The following is a 16,519-nucleotide window of genomic DNA, read 5'->3' as shown; positions in this document are numbered from 1 at the left end:
TATTTTTTTATCTCGAAATACTACATATGTAATATATGCAAGAAGTTATATTGTATGCTGCTTTTGGTTGGCATAGCCATATTGTTATGCAGTTGTTCCAATAAAAAAGCAGTGACGGACGCAGAGCGGACAGTTATTGATTTTAGTATATCTGATGAAAATCAGTTTATTGCAGATTTGGATGATATATATTCATCCTGTCAGGATATGAAACGCAAGACCGAGGAAGAAAAACTGAATCAGACTAGGACCGTAATAGAATCGATGGGAAGTAAGGGGTACATAGCTGTGGATGTGGAGAATCAGATCAATATGGCAAATGCAGAGAATGCGGAGATGTTTTTATCAGAGGTGGCTGAAAACAGAGATGCAGGATGTACAATACTGCAGGTCATGTATGATAAGTCCTTTGTAAGGTTTGATTTTAAATCAGGCGGTAACAATGTTATGATAACCAGGCGATTCTATGTGTGGGAGAATAACTGTTTTGTTGAGAAAAATGAAGAAAACTATAAGGCCTATACATGGAAATACACAGACGGATATCTATTTTTTGAGAGGTACAGGATGGGAGGATATGACGGAGATTCTGCGTATACGGCATTACGAGTTGAGCCTCTGGATGAGAAGTTAAGGGTACTTAACAGAAAGTATATCAAGACGATTGGATATGATTCGAATAATTTATTTACCACAAACTGGGATGAATCAGATATGAACAAAATAAATTATTATGATATCTATGAAGCACTTTACAAAATGAAATATGGTATGTCCAGTCCCTATTCGGACGAGGGGGTTACATATATGATAGAAGGGAAGTTATACGAGAAGGTGTTTCAGGAGTATTTGCCTGTGTCTACAGACGTACTTCAGCATGTCAATGTGTATGATGTGTCCAGACAAATGTATCAGTACAGAACGAGGGGGATGTTTGATCACAGTGTGACACCATTGGTTCCATTTCCAGAGGTAGTGGATGCTGAGTATAATGCTGACGGAACAATAACCCTCATAGTAAATGCTGTTTCGGAGAAGGATGAGAGTGGAAGATTATTTACACATAAAGTTACGATAAAGGAGAAAGAAAATGATGGATTTGAGTATGTGTCAAATGTTGTTCTGACGATGGGCAAAGAGGGGATATATTGGTACAGAGACAGGCTTTCTGATAAAGAGTGGCAGGAGCACTACGGAGATAAGACCATCACAATAAATCAGAATGGAAATGTTATTGATGATAGTCTGTTATCCGATGACGAAATGGAGAATGTTAAAGTAGATATAATAGGAATATTGCAGTCAGATGCCATAAGAAAGTTGTATGAGGATGAAGATATTTCGGATAATAGTGATTTAATATATGGTGCAGTAGATATCTTAGGAAGCAGTGGACTGATATGTTTTGCTGATGATACCAATATGTATAATTATCAGTTATTTCAGTCTTTTTATAGAAATTATACAGATGGTGGAGGGCGTGATTACATTTGCGTATATAGGGTAAACAGGGATGCAAGCGTGACGGAGATGACATTTGTGTATGATGACAGCCGGATACAGATGATTTTCAACACAGCAAAATTCGAGAATCATGACTGGAAGTTTATAGCGACTGGCATACGGGATTTAAGAGATATGAAACTCACAAAAAAAGGCTACTTTATATATACATACTCAAATATAATAGCTCATGGTGGGCTGAAGGAGTATTTCAGAGTCAGTCCGTTGACGGATGAATGCAGGGAACTGACAAGAAAATATGTGTATGGGCTTAGTTATGTGAATTACAATATGCTTGTTATCGATTGGGATGAGTCAAATGCATCAGATATACTTGTGCCATGTATGTTTGATGATATATACAGACTGTACACTGGTGAAAATCTAAAACCTGATGGTGGATGGATAGATGCAGACAAATATGAGTCTGTTATGTTGTCAATGTTCCCTGTCACTGTGACGGAGTTGAGGGATAATTGTGATTACAATTCAGAAAAAGATTCGTACAGATATCATGTCATCCTTGGAAAACAGTATCCACCATTTGGAGAGGTTGTGGACTATTCCTACAACGATGATGGAACGGTTTCGCTTATTGTTGATGCGGTGTGGGCTGACAAGGGATCTGACATTGCATTTAGAAATACACTTACAGTAAAACCGGAAGATGATGGTACTTTCAAATATATGTCAAATCATATAGAGAAGATGGAATGTGACATACCAGTTTATTCTGACTGATATCCATATGCATATATTCCGAGATCACGCAGTATTGACAGAGAGATCTTCGATGCGGAAAGTCCGTCCGCTGATAAAAACTGATTGTCATTTTCTGAAAGTGATATATTCGTGGCGAAAAAGTAATCATTATCATTAGATGTAATGAATCCGACGAACCAGCCGTTTATATTTACATCATTAACTCTGCCGGTACCTGTCTTGCCATACAGACTTTTTCCATCTGAGTTTGCAATAAACATGGACTCTATGACTGTATCCACATTTGTCTTAGACAGCTTCCAATCATTATTTTTCAGGTGACATAGCAGTTCTACCTGCTCTACCGGGGATATAGTCAGAGAGGATTCCAGCCAGTAACAGTTCTGAACTGAATTGATATTCTGATTTCCATATTCAATAAGACTGAGAAAATTTTTCACATCTGTGTGGTCCATAGCTGCATCCAGATTGTCAAAATACCAGTTTACAGATCCGGTCATGGCAGATCGAAGTGTCTGATCTGTGTTCCAGGCATCAAAAGGGTAAGTGCTCCCATCCCAGCGCATAAATGAGTTGTCGGAAGTTATGATGCCATGTTCAAGAGCCATCACTGCGTCATATATTTTATATGTAGAATCCGGTGAAGTGCGGCATAGGGCTCTGTCCTGGTTATAGATAAACCATTTATCATTTCCTTTGTCGTACAGCACAAAACAGCCGTTGTAGCCCCAAAAGTAGCTGGATAGATCCAAGGATTCCAGATTCACTGGGGCAAAATCCTTGTATTGTGTATCATCCAGAGCATATACAGATAATGGCGCACATACAGTCATCATCAATATGATAATGGAAAATGCATATATACATTTTCGTTTTTCTCTCTTGGTGACAGGTTTGAAATCAACAATAAGCTGAAGTCTTGTTTTAAGTAATTTTTTCCTGCTTTTGCTCTTGAATGATAGCGATGATGAACTACTGAATCTGCTTGCAGCCGCACGGAGGATGGTCTGCCCATACTTCGCGGCATAGTTTTGACCGAGGCTCTGCAATACATTATTGTCACATGCTTTTTCTCTGTCATGTCTTGCTGTATGTAATGTGTATATAACAACAGGATTGAACCAATACAGTATGTAGAATATACAGATAAACATATTCACGGCATTGTCTCTGCGTTTAAAATGTTGTAGTTCATGTAACAAAATATGTCTCAGGTCGGTTATTGTGTAATCGGATATGCAGTCGTTGATTTGCCGTGGAATATATATAACAGGGCGGAATACACCTACAATGACCGCTCCAGATAAAGCAGAGGAGGAATATAATTTCGGTTTGTATCTGCGCACATTGCAGAGCTCAAGGCATTCCGAATATATATTCAATATGACAGTATCGTCGGTGACTGGAACAGCAGATTTTTTCAGCTTGTATAGTGATATGCCTGACACTATTAAACGGATGGAAAATATGCAAACTCCGGCAAGCCAGATAATAAAAAGGAGCTTTGGATATATTGTAGATGTACTGTTTACAGATATAGCAAAGTCGTTCATCCAGTTCCCATTTGATGAAGGGCTGGTATTGATAGGCACAGGAGTAACTGTATTTGCGGCAGAAGTACCCCTGTGAAATAATGATCGTATGAAACCTATGGCTTGGAATATAAATGAATTATTTACAGGGATAAATGGAAATACGAGAAGAACCAGCACAATATATATGGTGTTGTATCTGCCGTTACATGTTAGCTGTTTTCTGAATATGAATCGAACAAATATAAGTAGCAGCAGAGATAAACTTATGGATATATTGCTTATAAAAAAATGTGTGAAAAATTGAGTCAAGCCTTATTCCCTCCCGGTGCCTTTTCCATTTAATATGTCTTGAAGTTCCTTTATATCATCAGCACTAAGCTCATCACTATCCACAAACGCAGAAACCATGTCGGATATGTGTCCATTGAAAAACTTCTTTAGAAAAGATGAGCTTTCATGTTTTCGATATTCCTCCTGACTGATGACAGGGGAGTAGACGAACATGCGGCCCTTTTTCTCATAGGAGATGGCAGACTTATCAGAAAGTCTTTTGATGAGAGTCTGGATAGTCCTGGGATTCCATGAAGTGGTCTGCAACAGTTTGTCAGTAATGTCATTTGTGCTTATAGGGGCATATTTCCATATAACCTTCATAACTTCATATTCAGCTTCGGAAATCTGGGGAATGTGTTTCATAGATTATACTCCTTTAATACTACATTTGTAATAACAGTATAAAGATTATGGGGTGGGGTGTCAATTGTGTTGTGGAGGTTTGTTCAATGTTAGTCTGGATAGGAATAATTTTTTTGATCTGCAAGATATGAAGAAACTCTCCAAAAAGGATTGTTTAGCAGAGTATATAATTTTCAAACACCGGGTAACATACTCATATACAGGCTAAGGAGGTATATGAGATGATATCACCAGACACAATAAAGCTGCTCAGGGAATGTGATGCCGGGATCAAGATGGGTGTTTCGTCTATTGATGAGGTGCTCGGATATGTGCACGCGGCGAAGATGAAGAAGATACTTATAGAATGTAAGGAGGAGCACAACGCAATAAAACAGGAGATACGGAAGCTGCTGGATGAGTACCATGACGATGGCAAGGATCCAAATCCAATAGCAAAGGGCATGTCCTGGATCAAGACAAATGTGAAACTCATAGTGGATGAGTCGGACAATACCATAGCGGAGCTTATGACGGATGGCTGCAATATGGGTGTGAAGTCGCTGAACAAATATCTGAACGAATACAATGCAGCAGATGACAGGGCGAAGGATAAGACGAAGAGACTCATAGAGCTTGAGAAGAAACTCTGCGAGCAGATGCAGCCTTTTTTATAAGTGCTTGTTGACTAAAAAAGTTTTATTAAATATACTTGTAAATATGAAAACCCAACATGTCTGTAGATGACGCGGATCATGTTGGGTATTTATTGTTTTAGTGAAACAGAAAAAATTGATACAAGAAGGAGAAGATATATGAACAGGCAGGTTTACAACCCTTTTTTGCCGTTGAATGAGTACATACCTGACGGCGAGCCGCATGTATGGGGCGACAGGGTTTATCATTATGGATCTCACGATAAGGAGGGCGGTTACACGTTCTGTATGCAGGATTATGTGGTGTACTCCGCGCCGGTAAAAGATCTGACAAGCTGGCGATGCGAGGGTATTACATACAGGGCGAGCCAGGATCCGGCATACCCGGAGCTGAAGTATATGTACGCGCCAGATGTCGTGAGGGGAAATGACGGCAGATATTATCTGTATTACTGTATGGGCGGTGACTACGGTTACGGCGGATATACAGGTCCGATCAGTGTAGCTGTGTGTGATACACCGGCGGGCAAATACGAATATCTTGGTCATGTGCAGTACAAGGACGGTACTGTTATGAAGAAGTACATTTGCTTTGATCCGGCAGCCATGAATGATGACGGAACCATTAGGATATTCTACGGAACCCAGTACGGATACGAGGAGGAGCCTGATTTCCTGACAAATGGCAGGCTGGATGATGAGGTATCTATGTTTGGAAGAACAAAGGAGGAGATACTTGGCTACAAGGACAGCATCATGGGACCGATCATGGTGGTGCTTGAGGACGATATGCTGACGGTTAAGGAAGAACCGAGGCACATCATACCTTATGCCGTGAAGGGAACATCATTTGAGAAGCATCCATTTTTCGAGGGTTCATCCATGAGAAAGGTGGGAGACAAATACTACTTTGTTTATTCGTCATGGCAGAACCATGAGCTGTGCTATGCTGTGAGCGATTATCCGGATCACGGATTTACATTTGGCGGAACAATAGTGTCAAATGGCGATGTGGGATATAAGGGAAGAAGTTTCGAGAACAAGCTGAATATGACCGGGACCACGCACGGAAGCATAGAGTGCATAGATGGTCAGTGGTACGTGTTCTATCACAGGCTCACACATAAGTCGGACTACAGCAGACAGGCCTGTGCCGAGAAGATATATATAGCTGCGGATGGACACATAGACCAGGTGGAGGTTACGAGCTGCGGTCTGAACGATGGCCCGCTTGTGGCAAATGGCACGTATCCGGCAGTGATAGCATGCAACCTGACAAATGGACATATGCCACACGGCTCCAACAGTATATATACGACAGAATTTCCAAATGTGACGAACAAGGGTGAGGATAGATTTATTGCGGAGATAGAGGATGGAACACTCATGGGGTATAAGTATTTTGCGCTTGAGGGCAGCAGTACATTTGGCGTGAATGTCAGATATGAGACGGATGCCAACAAGGTGGTGTACGAGGGACCTGTCAGGGTAGACGAGAGATGCGAGAATCAGGAGCAGCTCAAGGATGCAAACGACCTGGCAGAAAATGTAGAAGGATACTTTGACATATGCGTGACAGAAGACGGTGAGAGTATTGGAAGAATAGATATACCTGTATCTGAAGATATCTCAGAGACAGAGTGGAGATGGTGCGAGAACAGAGTGGATTTCCCGGAGAGAGTCCATGCGGTGTATCTTGTATACCATGGCAGCAGAAAGCTTCAATTAAAAGATATCAGATTTAGGTAAAATAATGAAAGAAGAGGGAAAATTATGAAGAAGTCAAATGGTGCGGCACTGATACCTATATACGTCTTTCTTGTCCTGTATCTGGGACTTGGAATACTGTTTGAGTACGTGCTGAAGATTCCGATGGGATTTTACAATATTCCGATAGTGGTCGCCTTCATGGTGGCGATATTTGTGGCATGTCTGCAGAACAGAAAGGTAAGCTTTGATGAGAAGCTTCAGATCATGGCAAATGGACTTACAGACAAAAATATAATAACCATGTTGCTCATATTCCTGACGGCGGGAATATTTGTGGGAGTCGTGGGGCGGAGCAGTGCCGAGAGTGTGGCATACTTTATGCTGAGTATCATTCCGGCGAGATTTTCCGTGGCAGTTCTGTTCGTTGTAGCATGCTTTGTCTCAACAGCTATGGGAACGTCTGTTGGAACAATAACACTTCTGACGCCTATAGGAGTTGCAGTTGCCGATGCGTCAGGATTTAATCTGCCGCTCTGTGTGGCGTCCATCATGGGCGGTGCGATGTTCGGAGATAACCTGTCGTTCATATCGGATACGACCATAGCAGCATGTAATGGTCAGGGGTGTGCCATGAAAGATAAGTTCAGGGCAAACTTCTGGATAGCATTTCCTGCGGCGATTGTGACGCTCATAGTAATCTTGGTTAAGTCATTCAATACTGAGATAGGCGGAGTAGTGAACCATGATTACAATATGATACAGATCATTCCTTATGTTCTGGTACTCATAGGAGGAATAGTGGGATTTAATGTGTTTGTAGTCCTGATAGTTGGAATCGTGTCAGGTTCCATCATTATGCTTGCCACAGGGCAGACGGCAGCAGTGGATCTCCTGACGAATATGGGAAGCGGTGCAGCTGGAATGTTCGAGACGAGTATGGTTGCTGTACTTGTGGCTGCCATGTGTTCGCTCATCAGGGAGTATGGCGGATTTGAGGCACTGCTTTCGGCTATAAAGAAGGTGTTCAAAGGTGACAAGGGAGGTCAGCTCGGAATCGGACTTCTGGTTGGAGCCATGGACATAGCCACAGCTAACAATACGGTCGCGATAGTCATGGCAAATCCGATAGCAAAGGAGATGGCAGAGGATTATGGTATATCACCGAAGAGATCTGCGTCACTGCTTGATACATTTTCATGCATATTCCAGGGAATCATTCCTTACGGTGCTCAGATGCTTGTTGCAATATCAGCGGTGTCGGAGCTGGGACATGAGATATCAGCATTCCAGATAATTCCAAATCTGTTTTATCCAATACTTCTTCTTGTCAGTTCACTTGTGTGGATGCTTATAAGAAGTAATGACAAAACACATCTGGCAAAGAGACGGTAAAGAATATAAATTGACGAGATTTCGCAATATAATAAATAAATATTCGAAAAAACACGCAAAAAAGCAAGAAAAATCTTGAAAATGCGTGTTTTTTCGTTTTTATTTAAGAATTTTTATGCTATAATTTACACTTGTGAATTATAAATAAAAAAACAGGAGGAGAAACATGGACGCATTCACAAACTTTTTAGGCAAAGTTGATGATATTGTCTGGGGCTTGCCACTCATAATACTCATCATCGTCTGCGGAATCTATCTGACGATCAGACTTAAGTTCCTTCAGATAGTTCATCTGCCAAAGGCACTGAGATTCATGATTAAGAATGAGGAAGACGGTACAGGAGAGGTGACGAGCTTTGGCGCGTTATGTACAGCACTTTCAGCAACTATCGGTACAGGTAATATCGTAGGAGTAGCAACAGCTATAGGTATCCTTGCCGGTGGTCCCGGAGCACTTTTTTGGATGTGGATCGCAGCGCTTTTTGGAATGGCAACAAAGTATTCAGAGGGACTGCTTGCTGTAAAGTACAGAAAGATTGACGAGGATGGACACGTTCTCGGAGGACCTTTCTATTACATTGAGAGCGGTATGGGTCACAAGTGGAGGTGGCTTGCAAAGATATTTGCATTCTTCGGAGCATGCGTAGGTCTTATGGGTATCGGTACATTTACACAGGTAAATGGTATTGCTTCTGCAGTTCAGGCTTTCTTTGATCCTGACAAGGCCAATACAGTATCAATCCTTGGAAATGACTACTCAATAGCCATCGTCATCACAGCATTTATACTTGCAATCCTTGTAGGACTTGTCGTAATCGGTGGAATCCAGAGAATATCAAAGGTTTCTCAGGTTATAGTGCCATTCATGGCAGTTCTCTACATTGTGGTGTGTCTGGTTCTTATCATAGTTAATATAAATAAAGTTCCAGCTGCATTTGCAACAATAGTCAAGTGCGCATTTAAGCCTATGTCATTTGCAGGTGGTGTTACAGCAAGTCTTGCAATTGCCATGCAGAAGGGTGTTGCACGTGGTATCTTCTCGAATGAGGCTGGTCTTGGTTCTGCACCTATCGCAGCAGCAGCCGCTCAGACAAAGGAGCCTGTTCGTCAGGGACTTGTAACAATGACAGGTACATTTATTGATACTATCATCGTATGTACAATGACAGGTCTTTCAATCGTTATGATGGGAAGCTGGCAGGATGGCAGCCTTGAGGGAATCGCAGTCACAACTGATGCATTCCAGAAGGGACTTTTCTTTATGCCAGGTCAGGTTGCAGCATTCATCCTTATGATCTGCCTTGTATTCTTTGCATTTACAACTATCCTTGGCTGGGATTACTATGGTGAGAGGTGTCTTGAGTACCTCACAAATGGCAGCAAGGTTTCAGTTCAGATCTATCGTTGGTTATACATACTTTGCGTATTTATCGGACCATACATGACAGTTAAGGCTGTATGGACTATCGCTGATATATTTAACGGACTTATGGCGATTCCGAATATCATAGCACTGCTTGCACTCAGCAGTGTGGTTGTGGCAGAGACAAAGGATTACTTTGCACGCCACAAGGAACTGTAGGGTTCAATAGAAGTAAATATTTATATGTAATAATTGGGGAAGCACCTATCAGCAGTCAGGCTAAATTTTGTCTGGCTGCTTTTTTGCTTACAGTAGAAATGACCAATATGGAGCTGGTTCTAGAAAGTAAGTTTTGCGATAGATGATAGGGAAACTCTGTATTGTAATATTTAATGGAGGAGTTTATTATGGGAAATACAATAACATTTTTACTTATAGTATTGGGAATTATGTTCTTGAGTGGCATTGCTATGGCAATACTTGCTCTATATTTCAATATCAAGAGGAAACATCCAATATTTTCAATCATATTTTCGATTATACTAATACCGCTGATTTGTATTCCGATACAATTCACTGTTGGTTTTATGATTTCACGATTTATGTTGATAATTGTATTGATATATAGTGTGGCAATGATTGCAATGGCGGTAAAAAATTTCAAAACAAATGAATGAAATTGGATATATCAATTAAGTATTGAATATTATTGTTTGCTATAAGGTGTCTTCCCATCGATATATGTTTGGCATGAGTGAGGCTTGATGCTAATATAATATCAAAAGGTGCTACCGATAGACGGTCAATATCTTGGCTATCCCGTATATGATGATGGCTATGTTGTGCTGCTGGTAGTGAATTTTTCAGAAAGCATGATACATATTCTTCGATTTTTGCATCAGCAAGAGAAAACGCAGGAAGTGGCAAGGCTGTCTTTTATATAGAAGAATAATACGATGCAAATGGCATCCGCAAACACATCATCAGGTCTTAGAAGATGTGTTTGCGGGTGCTTTTTTATTTGCGGGAGTTTTTTTGATTTATAAAGCAATAACAGTTGACAATAAAGTTAGTAGCGACTAACATTATGGCTATTAAGAGAATTGGATCAGGGGGATGTAACAAATGAAAGGTTCTGAGACTATAAAAGAAACACTGCACAAGGCGGATTGTGTCTTATATCTGGTTGCTGACAGAAGAGATAAAGTTGTCATTGTGTTATCAGGCAGCGAGGGCGGTCTGGAGCATACAGGAAAATGGAGGGAAAAGTTGTGAAAAAACAGTTTTTTGAGATCGAGAAGGACGGATTCTATGGAACATATTACGAGAATCCAAATGGGGCTGACTGTGCATTCATAGGACTGTTTGGAGACGATCCGAATGATTTTATGGCGAAGTGCGGAGCAAAGTGGCTGCACAAAAATGGTGTGAACGCACTCTGCATATCTCCCGGAAAGAAGAATTACAGCCATGCAAATAACCCGCTTGAGAGAATAGAGACGGCTATTGCATGGCTGAAAAGTCATGGAAACCGGAAAATAGGAATCATGGGAATGAGTACGGCTGGCATGGATTCCCTGGTTGCGGCGTCGTATTTTCCTGATATCACATTGACATTTGGACTTACGGCAAGTGACTTTGTATGGCAGGGATTTGAACAGGGCAACAAAGACGGATGTAAGGAATGGCCGATACCGGATGCATCGACTCTTTCGTGGAGAGGAGAGCCTCTTGCTTACATGCCATTTGTGTATGAGCATCCTGTGTACTGGCAGAAAATCGAGGAGGAGACAAAGGGCTCCGGCGACATTGAGCGCAGTACCTGTCTGTTTATTGATTCGGAAAAAGTCAGGGAACACACAGAAGAGGAAATGATCAAGGTTGAGAATATAAAGGGAAAGCTGTTTCTTATTGGCGCAGATGACGACTCATTCTGGGAGGCGGGCAAATACATCCGCAGAATGGATCAGCGACTGAAGGAACGTCCGCATACATGTGAGTATGTGCCGCTTGTGTATGAGCACGGAACCCATTTTGTGCTGCCGGAATCGATGCTTCGTATGGCACTTCCGGTTGGACTGAAATTCGTCATGAAGTTTATATTCAAGGCTGCAAAGGATTATCCAAATGAGTGCGAGGCGACGAGAAAGGATATAGACAGAAGACTCTCAGCCGCACTTAAGGAATGGATACAGGAATGAAGGAGGCCAGCTTCATCGTACCAAGACTCTTGGACAGGGGGATGAGTGCTGTAATTTCCATGTCACACGGATACAAGGACGTTAAAATGGACTATAGTCCAATAGGAGAAGGGGCTTTATGAAGAAATCAAAATATACATATCTGAAGGATGGATTTGAGGGGATTTTGTATGACACAGAAAGTGAGGATGACAGACTGCTTATCGTCATCCAGGGACTAAAAGGACTGGAACTTCCTGAGAAATATGCCGGGCTATTTGCAAAGAAGGGATACTCTGTTCTTGCCATGACATATTATGGTGCACCGGGACTTCCAGATACCATGAGGGCGATTCCATTGGAGATGTTCCAGACTGCTGTCGACCACATGAAGGAGTATGGATCCGGGAAATACAGAAGGTTCGGGATATATGGCAATTCTAAGGGCGCGGGAATGGCGCTGCTTGCTGCTTCGGTCGTGCCGGATATAAGTCTGGTTATAGCAGCATCAACATTTGGACATATCATGCAGGGCAGCGGCAAGGCTGATCTTGATCCTTGCAAGGCGATGGTTTCCTATCGTGGAAAAGACTTTCCGTATGTGTCAAATGCACATATGTTTTCCAATTTCCTGAAAAGATGCATAAAGGAACATCATATGCGCGTGCTGTACTTCTTTGAAGAGTGGGAGAAAAATGGAACGATAGAGAATGAGATCCCGGTTGAAAAGATATGCGGTGACATTCTTTTCCTCACATCGACCCACGATGAATCTGTGCCGTCAAAGCATGACTCGGAGCTGCTTATGGAGAGACTTAAGCGTGAGAACTTTACGCACGGTTACAGGCATATAAATTCGGAGACAGGCAGTCACAATCTGGGATATTTCCCGGTGAACAATGGCGCACTGCCTAGAGAGAAGAAATTCCCGCAGGAATGTCAGAAGGCGAGGGAAGATACACTTGCGATTATATTGAAGACACTCAGTTCGTGGAGTGTAGCAGATTTATAGTTTAAAACTAATCGAGAAGTGCAGTTTGACGAGAAAGACAATCAATAAAAAGTGCATAATATTTTCGCAAATCAAAAGAAAACCAGGAAAAAGATACAAAATTATTAGAAATTGTATCTTTTTCCCGGCTTTTATCATTCTAGCGAAAAATTTATGCACTTTTGAATGCTGAGCAAGCTTGCTAATCCACGAACCGGCAAACAGCAGGCTAAATAAACAGCCATGCCGCCAAGAAGCAGCTTCTGCCATCAATCAGCAGGGCTACCTGAGCGGCAAAGCCGCCCGCGCCCGATATTACTCAGCGTCCTTTATCTCACTGTGAAGCTCCTGCAGTGACTTCACATCGCTGTCGCCATGTGCCTGAACGTACAGGATACCCTTTGCGGTTGCTCTTGCGCCTGCAATTGTAGTCACATAAGGAATCTTTGCCTTGATGGCAGCCTTTCTGAGGTAACTATCGTCGTGGGCACTTTCCTTACCGCTCGGAGAATTGATTATCAGGTCTATAGAGCCATTTGTTATAAGGTCATTGATGTTTGGCCTGCCCTCCTGGAGCTTTTTGACTTTCTCAGCTTTAACTCCGGCAGCCGTAATTATGGCATATGTTCCGCTTGTAGCAAGGATCTTGAAACCAGCTTTCTCGAAGAGCTGAGCGATCTCGATAACCTCATCCTTGTCCTTTCTGTTTACAGAGATCAGGACAGTTCCGCTTGTAGGAAGGAGAGTCTGTGTAGCCTCCTGAGCCTTGTAGAATGCCTCTCCGTAGTAGGTTGAAAGTCCGAGAACCTCACCTGTAGATCTCATCTCAGGTCCTAAGATCGGGTCAACCTCTGGGAACATGTTGAATGGGAATACAGCCTCCTTAACTCCGTAATATGGTATGTGCTGCTCCTTGAGAGCTGGAACAGGAGATGGTCTTCCTGTGAGCTCTGATGTGATGATATCAGTAGCGATAGGAACCATGCGCACGTTACATACCTTTGATACGAGAGGTACTGTACGGGATGCTCTAGGATTTGCCTCGAGAACATATACCTTGCCTTTCTCAATAGCGTACTGCATGTTCATAAGACCTACGACATGCATTTCCTCAGCGATCTTCTTTGTATATTCCTTGATAGTAGCAACATTCTCAGCAGTGATGTGTACTGAAGGAATGATGCAGGCTGAATCACCTGAGTGAATTCCGGCAAGCTCGATGTGCTCCATAACGGCAGGAACAAATGCGTGAGTTCCGTCGCTTATGGCATCAGCCTCACACTCAAGGGCGTGATTCAGGAATCTGTCTATAAGTATAGGTCTGTCAGGTGTGACACCAACGGCAGCTCTCATATATCCGTCAAGGCTCTCGTCATCGTATACGACCTCCATACCACGTCCACCGAGAACGTATGATGGACGGACCATGACTGGATAGCCAATCTTGTGAGCAATCTCAAGTGCCTCGTCAACAGTAGTAGCCATACCAGATTCTGGCATAGGGATATCAAGCTTATCCATCATCTCACGGAAGAGATCTCTGTCCTCTGCAAGATCGATGACAGCAGGAGATGTACCGAGGATCTTTACGCCGTTCTTCTCAAGGTCAGAAGCAAGGTTAAGAGGTGTCTGACCGCCGAACTGTGCGATGACGCCCACTGGCTTTTCCTTGTTGTAAATGCTGAGAACATCCTCAAGTGTAAGTGGCTCAAAGTAGAGCTTATCTGATGTATCATAGTCAGTTGAAACAGTTTCTGGATTACAGTTTACTATGATAGTCTCAAATCCGAGCTTCTTAAGTGCCAGTGATGCATGTACGCAGCAGTAGTCAAACTCGATACCCTGACCGATTCTGTTAGGACCTCCGCCGAGGATCATAACCTTTGGCTTGTCCTCATTTATCGGATTGCTGTCAGGTGCATTGTATGTGGAGTAGTAGTAAGCGCTGTCCTTTGTTCCACTTACGTGTACGCCTTCCCATGCCTCAGTAACTCCGAGCTCGATTCTCTTATTTCTGATGTCCTCCTCAGGAATCTCAAGAATCTGGCTGAGGTATCTGTCTGAGAAACCGTCTTTCTTTGCAGTGGTGAGTGCCTCGTCAGATGGGAGAGTGCCCTTGTGTGCTGCGAGTGCTTCCTCTTCCTCAACGAGTTCCTTCATCTGCTGGGCGAAGTAGTGCTTAACCTTTGTTATATCGAAAATCTCATCTACTGTAGCACCCTTTCTGAGCGCCTCGTACATGATGAAATGTCTGTCGCTTGATGGATGTGCAAGCATGCGCAATAGTTCATCCTTGCTCTTTGTATTGTAGTCCTTGGCGTAGCCGAGACCGTATCTTCCTGTCTCAAGGCTTCGGATAGCCTTCTGGAATGCCTCCTTGTAGGTCTTACCGATACTCATAACCTCACCTACGGCACGCATCTGGGTTCCGAGCTTGTCCTCAACACCCTTGAACTTCTCGAATGCCCAACGTGCGAACTTGATAACCACATAGTCACCGTCCGGAACGTATTTATCCAGTGTGCCGTACTTACCGCACTCGATATCCTTGAGGGTAAGTCCTGTTGCCAGCATGGCTGACACAAGGGCAATAGGGAATCCTGTAGCCTTTGATGCCAGAGCAGAAGAACGGGATGTTCTAGGGTTGATCTCGATTACGATGATTCTGTCAGATACAGGGTCATGTGCGAACTGTACATTTGTTCCACCGATGACCTCAACAGAGTCAACGATCTTGTATGCCTGCTCCTGAAGTCTCTTCTGAACGTCCTCAGAGATTGTAAGCATAGGAGCGGAGCAGAATGAATCACCTGTGTGTACGCCGAGAGGATCGATGTTCTCGATGAAACATACAGTGATCATATTGCCTTCGCAGTCACGTACAACTTCAAGCTCAAGCTCCTCCCATCCGAGGATTGACTCCTCAACGAGAACCTGACCTACAAGGCTGGCCTGGAGACCTCTTGCACAGACAGTCTTGAGCTCCTCCTTGTTGTATACGAGTCCGCCGCCGGCACCGCCCATGGTGTATGCAGGACGAAGAACAACAGGGTATCCGAGCTGATCTGCGATGGCGAGAGCCTCATCTACAGAGTAGGCAACCTCGCTTCTTGCCATTTCTATTCCGATTGCGTTCATGGATTTCTTGAATTCGATTCTGTCCTCACCGCGCTCAATGGCATCTACCTGAACACCGATGACCTTGACATTGTATTTGTCTAAGATGCCTTCTTTTGCAAGTTCAGCACAAAGGTTAAGTCCTGACTGTCCTCCGAGATTTGGAAGAAGAGCGTCAGGTCTCTCTTTTGCAATTATCTGCTCAAGTCTCTTGACATTGAGCGGCTCAATGTATGTGACATCAGCTGTCTCAGGATCTGTCATGATGGTAGCAGGGTTGGAATTGACCAATACGATCTCGTAACCAAGCTTCTTAAGGGCCTTGCACGCCTGAGTACCTGAGTAGTCGAACTCACATGCCTGACCGATGATGATTGGACCAGATCCTATTATCAGAACTTTGTTAATGTCTTCTCTTTTTGGCATATCTTTCTCCTTATTGTAAAATGATTCTTGTTCAGAGCGAGAGCACTGAAAACTACATGAAATCACACAAAATAAAGAAGTATTTTAATGTGATTTTAAACATTGCCGGACATCGTTTATTTTCTTTTATAAAAATGCCCAAATTATTGTTATTATAAAGTATAAGAGCCCAAAAGTACATAGCTAATAAGGAAATAAATTGAAAAAATGAACTTAAATATGAAATGGATCAAGAATTAAATTAAAGA

The 16,519-nt window shown here is 42.7% G+C and carries 12 protein-coding genes; 9 read left to right on the top strand and 3 right to left on the bottom strand.

All coding sequences use genetic code 11. The features are described 5' to 3' along the window. Positions 1–54: 54 nt before the first annotated feature. Positions 55–2,244, top strand: a complete 2,190-nt coding sequence (locus DXB91_RS00815; RefSeq protein WP_147343962.1) for a DUF6070 family protein — start codon at positions 55–57, stop codon at positions 2,242–2,244. On the opposite strand, the gene DXB91_RS00810 is transcribed toward DXB91_RS00815, so the two are convergent. After that, the gene (locus DXB91_RS00810) at positions 2,232–4,070 is read right to left on the bottom strand and encodes a BlaR1 family beta-lactam sensor/signal transducer (RefSeq protein ID WP_118016587.1); all 1,839 of its coding nucleotides are present in this window, start codon (positions 4,068–4,070) and stop codon (positions 2,232–2,234) included. The two genes, DXB91_RS00815 and DXB91_RS00810, sit on opposite strands and share 13 nt — an antisense overlap. Positions 4,071–4,073: 3 nt before the next feature. After that, positions 4,074–4,457 (bottom strand): BlaI/MecI/CopY family transcriptional regulator, encoded by a 384-nt coding sequence (locus DXB91_RS00805; RefSeq protein ID WP_118016586.1) that lies wholly within the window; start codon positions 4,455–4,457, stop codon positions 4,074–4,076. Positions 4,458–4,678: 221 nt separating this feature from the next. Between DXB91_RS00805 and DXB91_RS00800 the strand changes: the two genes are divergently transcribed. From DXB91_RS00800 to DXB91_RS00770, 8 genes are all read left to right on the top strand, one after another. Beyond that, positions 4,679–5,113, top strand: a complete 435-nt coding sequence (locus DXB91_RS00800; RefSeq protein ID WP_118016585.1) for a hypothetical protein — start codon at positions 4,679–4,681, stop codon at positions 5,111–5,113. A 138-nt stretch (positions 5,114–5,251) separates the two neighbouring features. Beyond that, positions 5,252–6,841: a family 43 glycosylhydrolase gene (locus DXB91_RS00795; protein WP_118016584.1), complete on the top strand. Its 1,590-nt coding sequence runs from the start codon at positions 5,252–5,254 to the stop codon at positions 6,839–6,841. Positions 6,842–6,865: 24 nt separating this feature from the next. Continuing rightward, the gene (locus DXB91_RS00790; protein ID WP_118016583.1) at positions 6,866–8,194 is read left to right on the top strand and encodes a Na+/H+ antiporter NhaC family protein; all 1,329 of its coding nucleotides are present in this window, start codon (positions 6,866–6,868) and stop codon (positions 8,192–8,194) included. Positions 8,195–8,360: 166 nt separating this feature from the next. Then, a complete protein-coding gene (locus tag DXB91_RS00785; protein ID WP_117548859.1) occupies positions 8,361–9,776 on the top strand; it encodes an alanine/glycine:cation symporter family protein in 1,416 nt (471 codons plus the stop codon). A 188-nt stretch (positions 9,777–9,964) separates the two neighbouring features. Next, a complete protein-coding gene (locus tag DXB91_RS00780; protein WP_117548860.1) occupies positions 9,965–10,234 on the top strand; it encodes a hypothetical protein in 270 nt (89 codons plus the stop codon). Positions 10,235–10,682: 448 nt separating this feature from the next. Then, positions 10,683–10,832, top strand: coding sequence for a hypothetical protein (locus tag DXB91_RS14235; RefSeq protein WP_165854769.1), 150 nt, complete (start codon positions 10,683–10,685; stop codon positions 10,830–10,832). Continuing rightward, entirely contained in the window at positions 10,829–11,758 is a 930-nt protein-coding gene (locus DXB91_RS00775; RefSeq protein WP_330416267.1) for an acyl-CoA thioester hydrolase/BAAT C-terminal domain-containing protein, read from the top strand. The genes DXB91_RS14235 and DXB91_RS00775 overlap by 4 nt, the downstream gene beginning before the upstream one ends. 118 nt (positions 11,759–11,876) lie before the next feature. Further along, on the top strand, positions 11,877–12,749 hold the full coding sequence (locus DXB91_RS00770) for an acyl-CoA thioester hydrolase/BAAT C-terminal domain-containing protein (protein WP_118016581.1): 873 nt from the start codon (positions 11,877–11,879) through the stop codon (positions 12,747–12,749). A gap of 294 nt (positions 12,750–13,043) precedes the next feature. Here DXB91_RS00770 and carB read toward each other — a convergent pair whose 3' ends face one another. Next, positions 13,044–16,271: a carbamoyl-phosphate synthase large subunit gene (carB, locus tag DXB91_RS00760; RefSeq protein WP_117548864.1), complete on the bottom strand. Its 3,228-nt coding sequence runs from the start codon at positions 16,269–16,271 to the stop codon at positions 13,044–13,046. Positions 16,272–16,519 lie beyond the last annotated feature (248 nt).

It is taken from the genome of Coprococcus sp. OM06-34AC, from assembly GCF_003462545.1.
In the GTDB taxonomy this organism is placed as follows: Bacteria; Bacillota; Clostridia; order Lachnospirales; family Lachnospiraceae; genus Coprococcus; species Coprococcus aceti.
Note: the sequence above shows the minus strand (reverse complement) of the source record. Positions and strands in the feature narration are given on the sequence as shown.

What these genes read in the sequence shown, in the direction of transcription:
- DXB91_RS00805 (WP_118016586.1), bottom strand. Translation starts at nt 4,457, where the DNA reads ATGAAACACATTCCCCAGATTTCCGAAGCTGAATATGAAGTTATGAAG.
- DXB91_RS00790 (WP_118016583.1), top strand. Translation starts at nt 6,866, where the DNA reads ATGAAGAAGTCAAATGGTGCGGCACTGATACCTATATACGTCTTTCTT.
- DXB91_RS00795 (WP_118016584.1), top strand. Translation starts at nt 5,252, where the DNA reads ATGAACAGGCAGGTTTACAACCCTTTTTTGCCGTTGAATGAGTACATA.
- DXB91_RS00815 (WP_147343962.1), top strand. Translation starts at nt 55, where the DNA reads ATGCTGCTTTTGGTTGGCATAGCCATATTGTTATGCAGTTGTTCCAAT.
- DXB91_RS14235 (WP_165854769.1), top strand. Translation starts at nt 10,683, where the DNA reads ATGAAAGGTTCTGAGACTATAAAAGAAACACTGCACAAGGCGGATTGT.
- DXB91_RS00800 (WP_118016585.1), top strand. Translation starts at nt 4,679, where the DNA reads ATGATATCACCAGACACAATAAAGCTGCTCAGGGAATGTGATGCCGGG.
- DXB91_RS00785 (WP_117548859.1), top strand. Translation starts at nt 8,361, where the DNA reads ATGGACGCATTCACAAACTTTTTAGGCAAAGTTGATGATATTGTCTGG.
- DXB91_RS00780 (WP_117548860.1), top strand. Translation starts at nt 9,965, where the DNA reads ATGGGAAATACAATAACATTTTTACTTATAGTATTGGGAATTATGTTC.
- carB (WP_117548864.1), bottom strand. Translation starts at nt 16,271, where the DNA reads ATGCCAAAAAGAGAAGACATTAACAAAGTTCTGATAATAGGATCTGGT.
- DXB91_RS00770 (WP_118016581.1), top strand. Translation starts at nt 11,877, where the DNA reads ATGAAGAAATCAAAATATACATATCTGAAGGATGGATTTGAGGGGATT.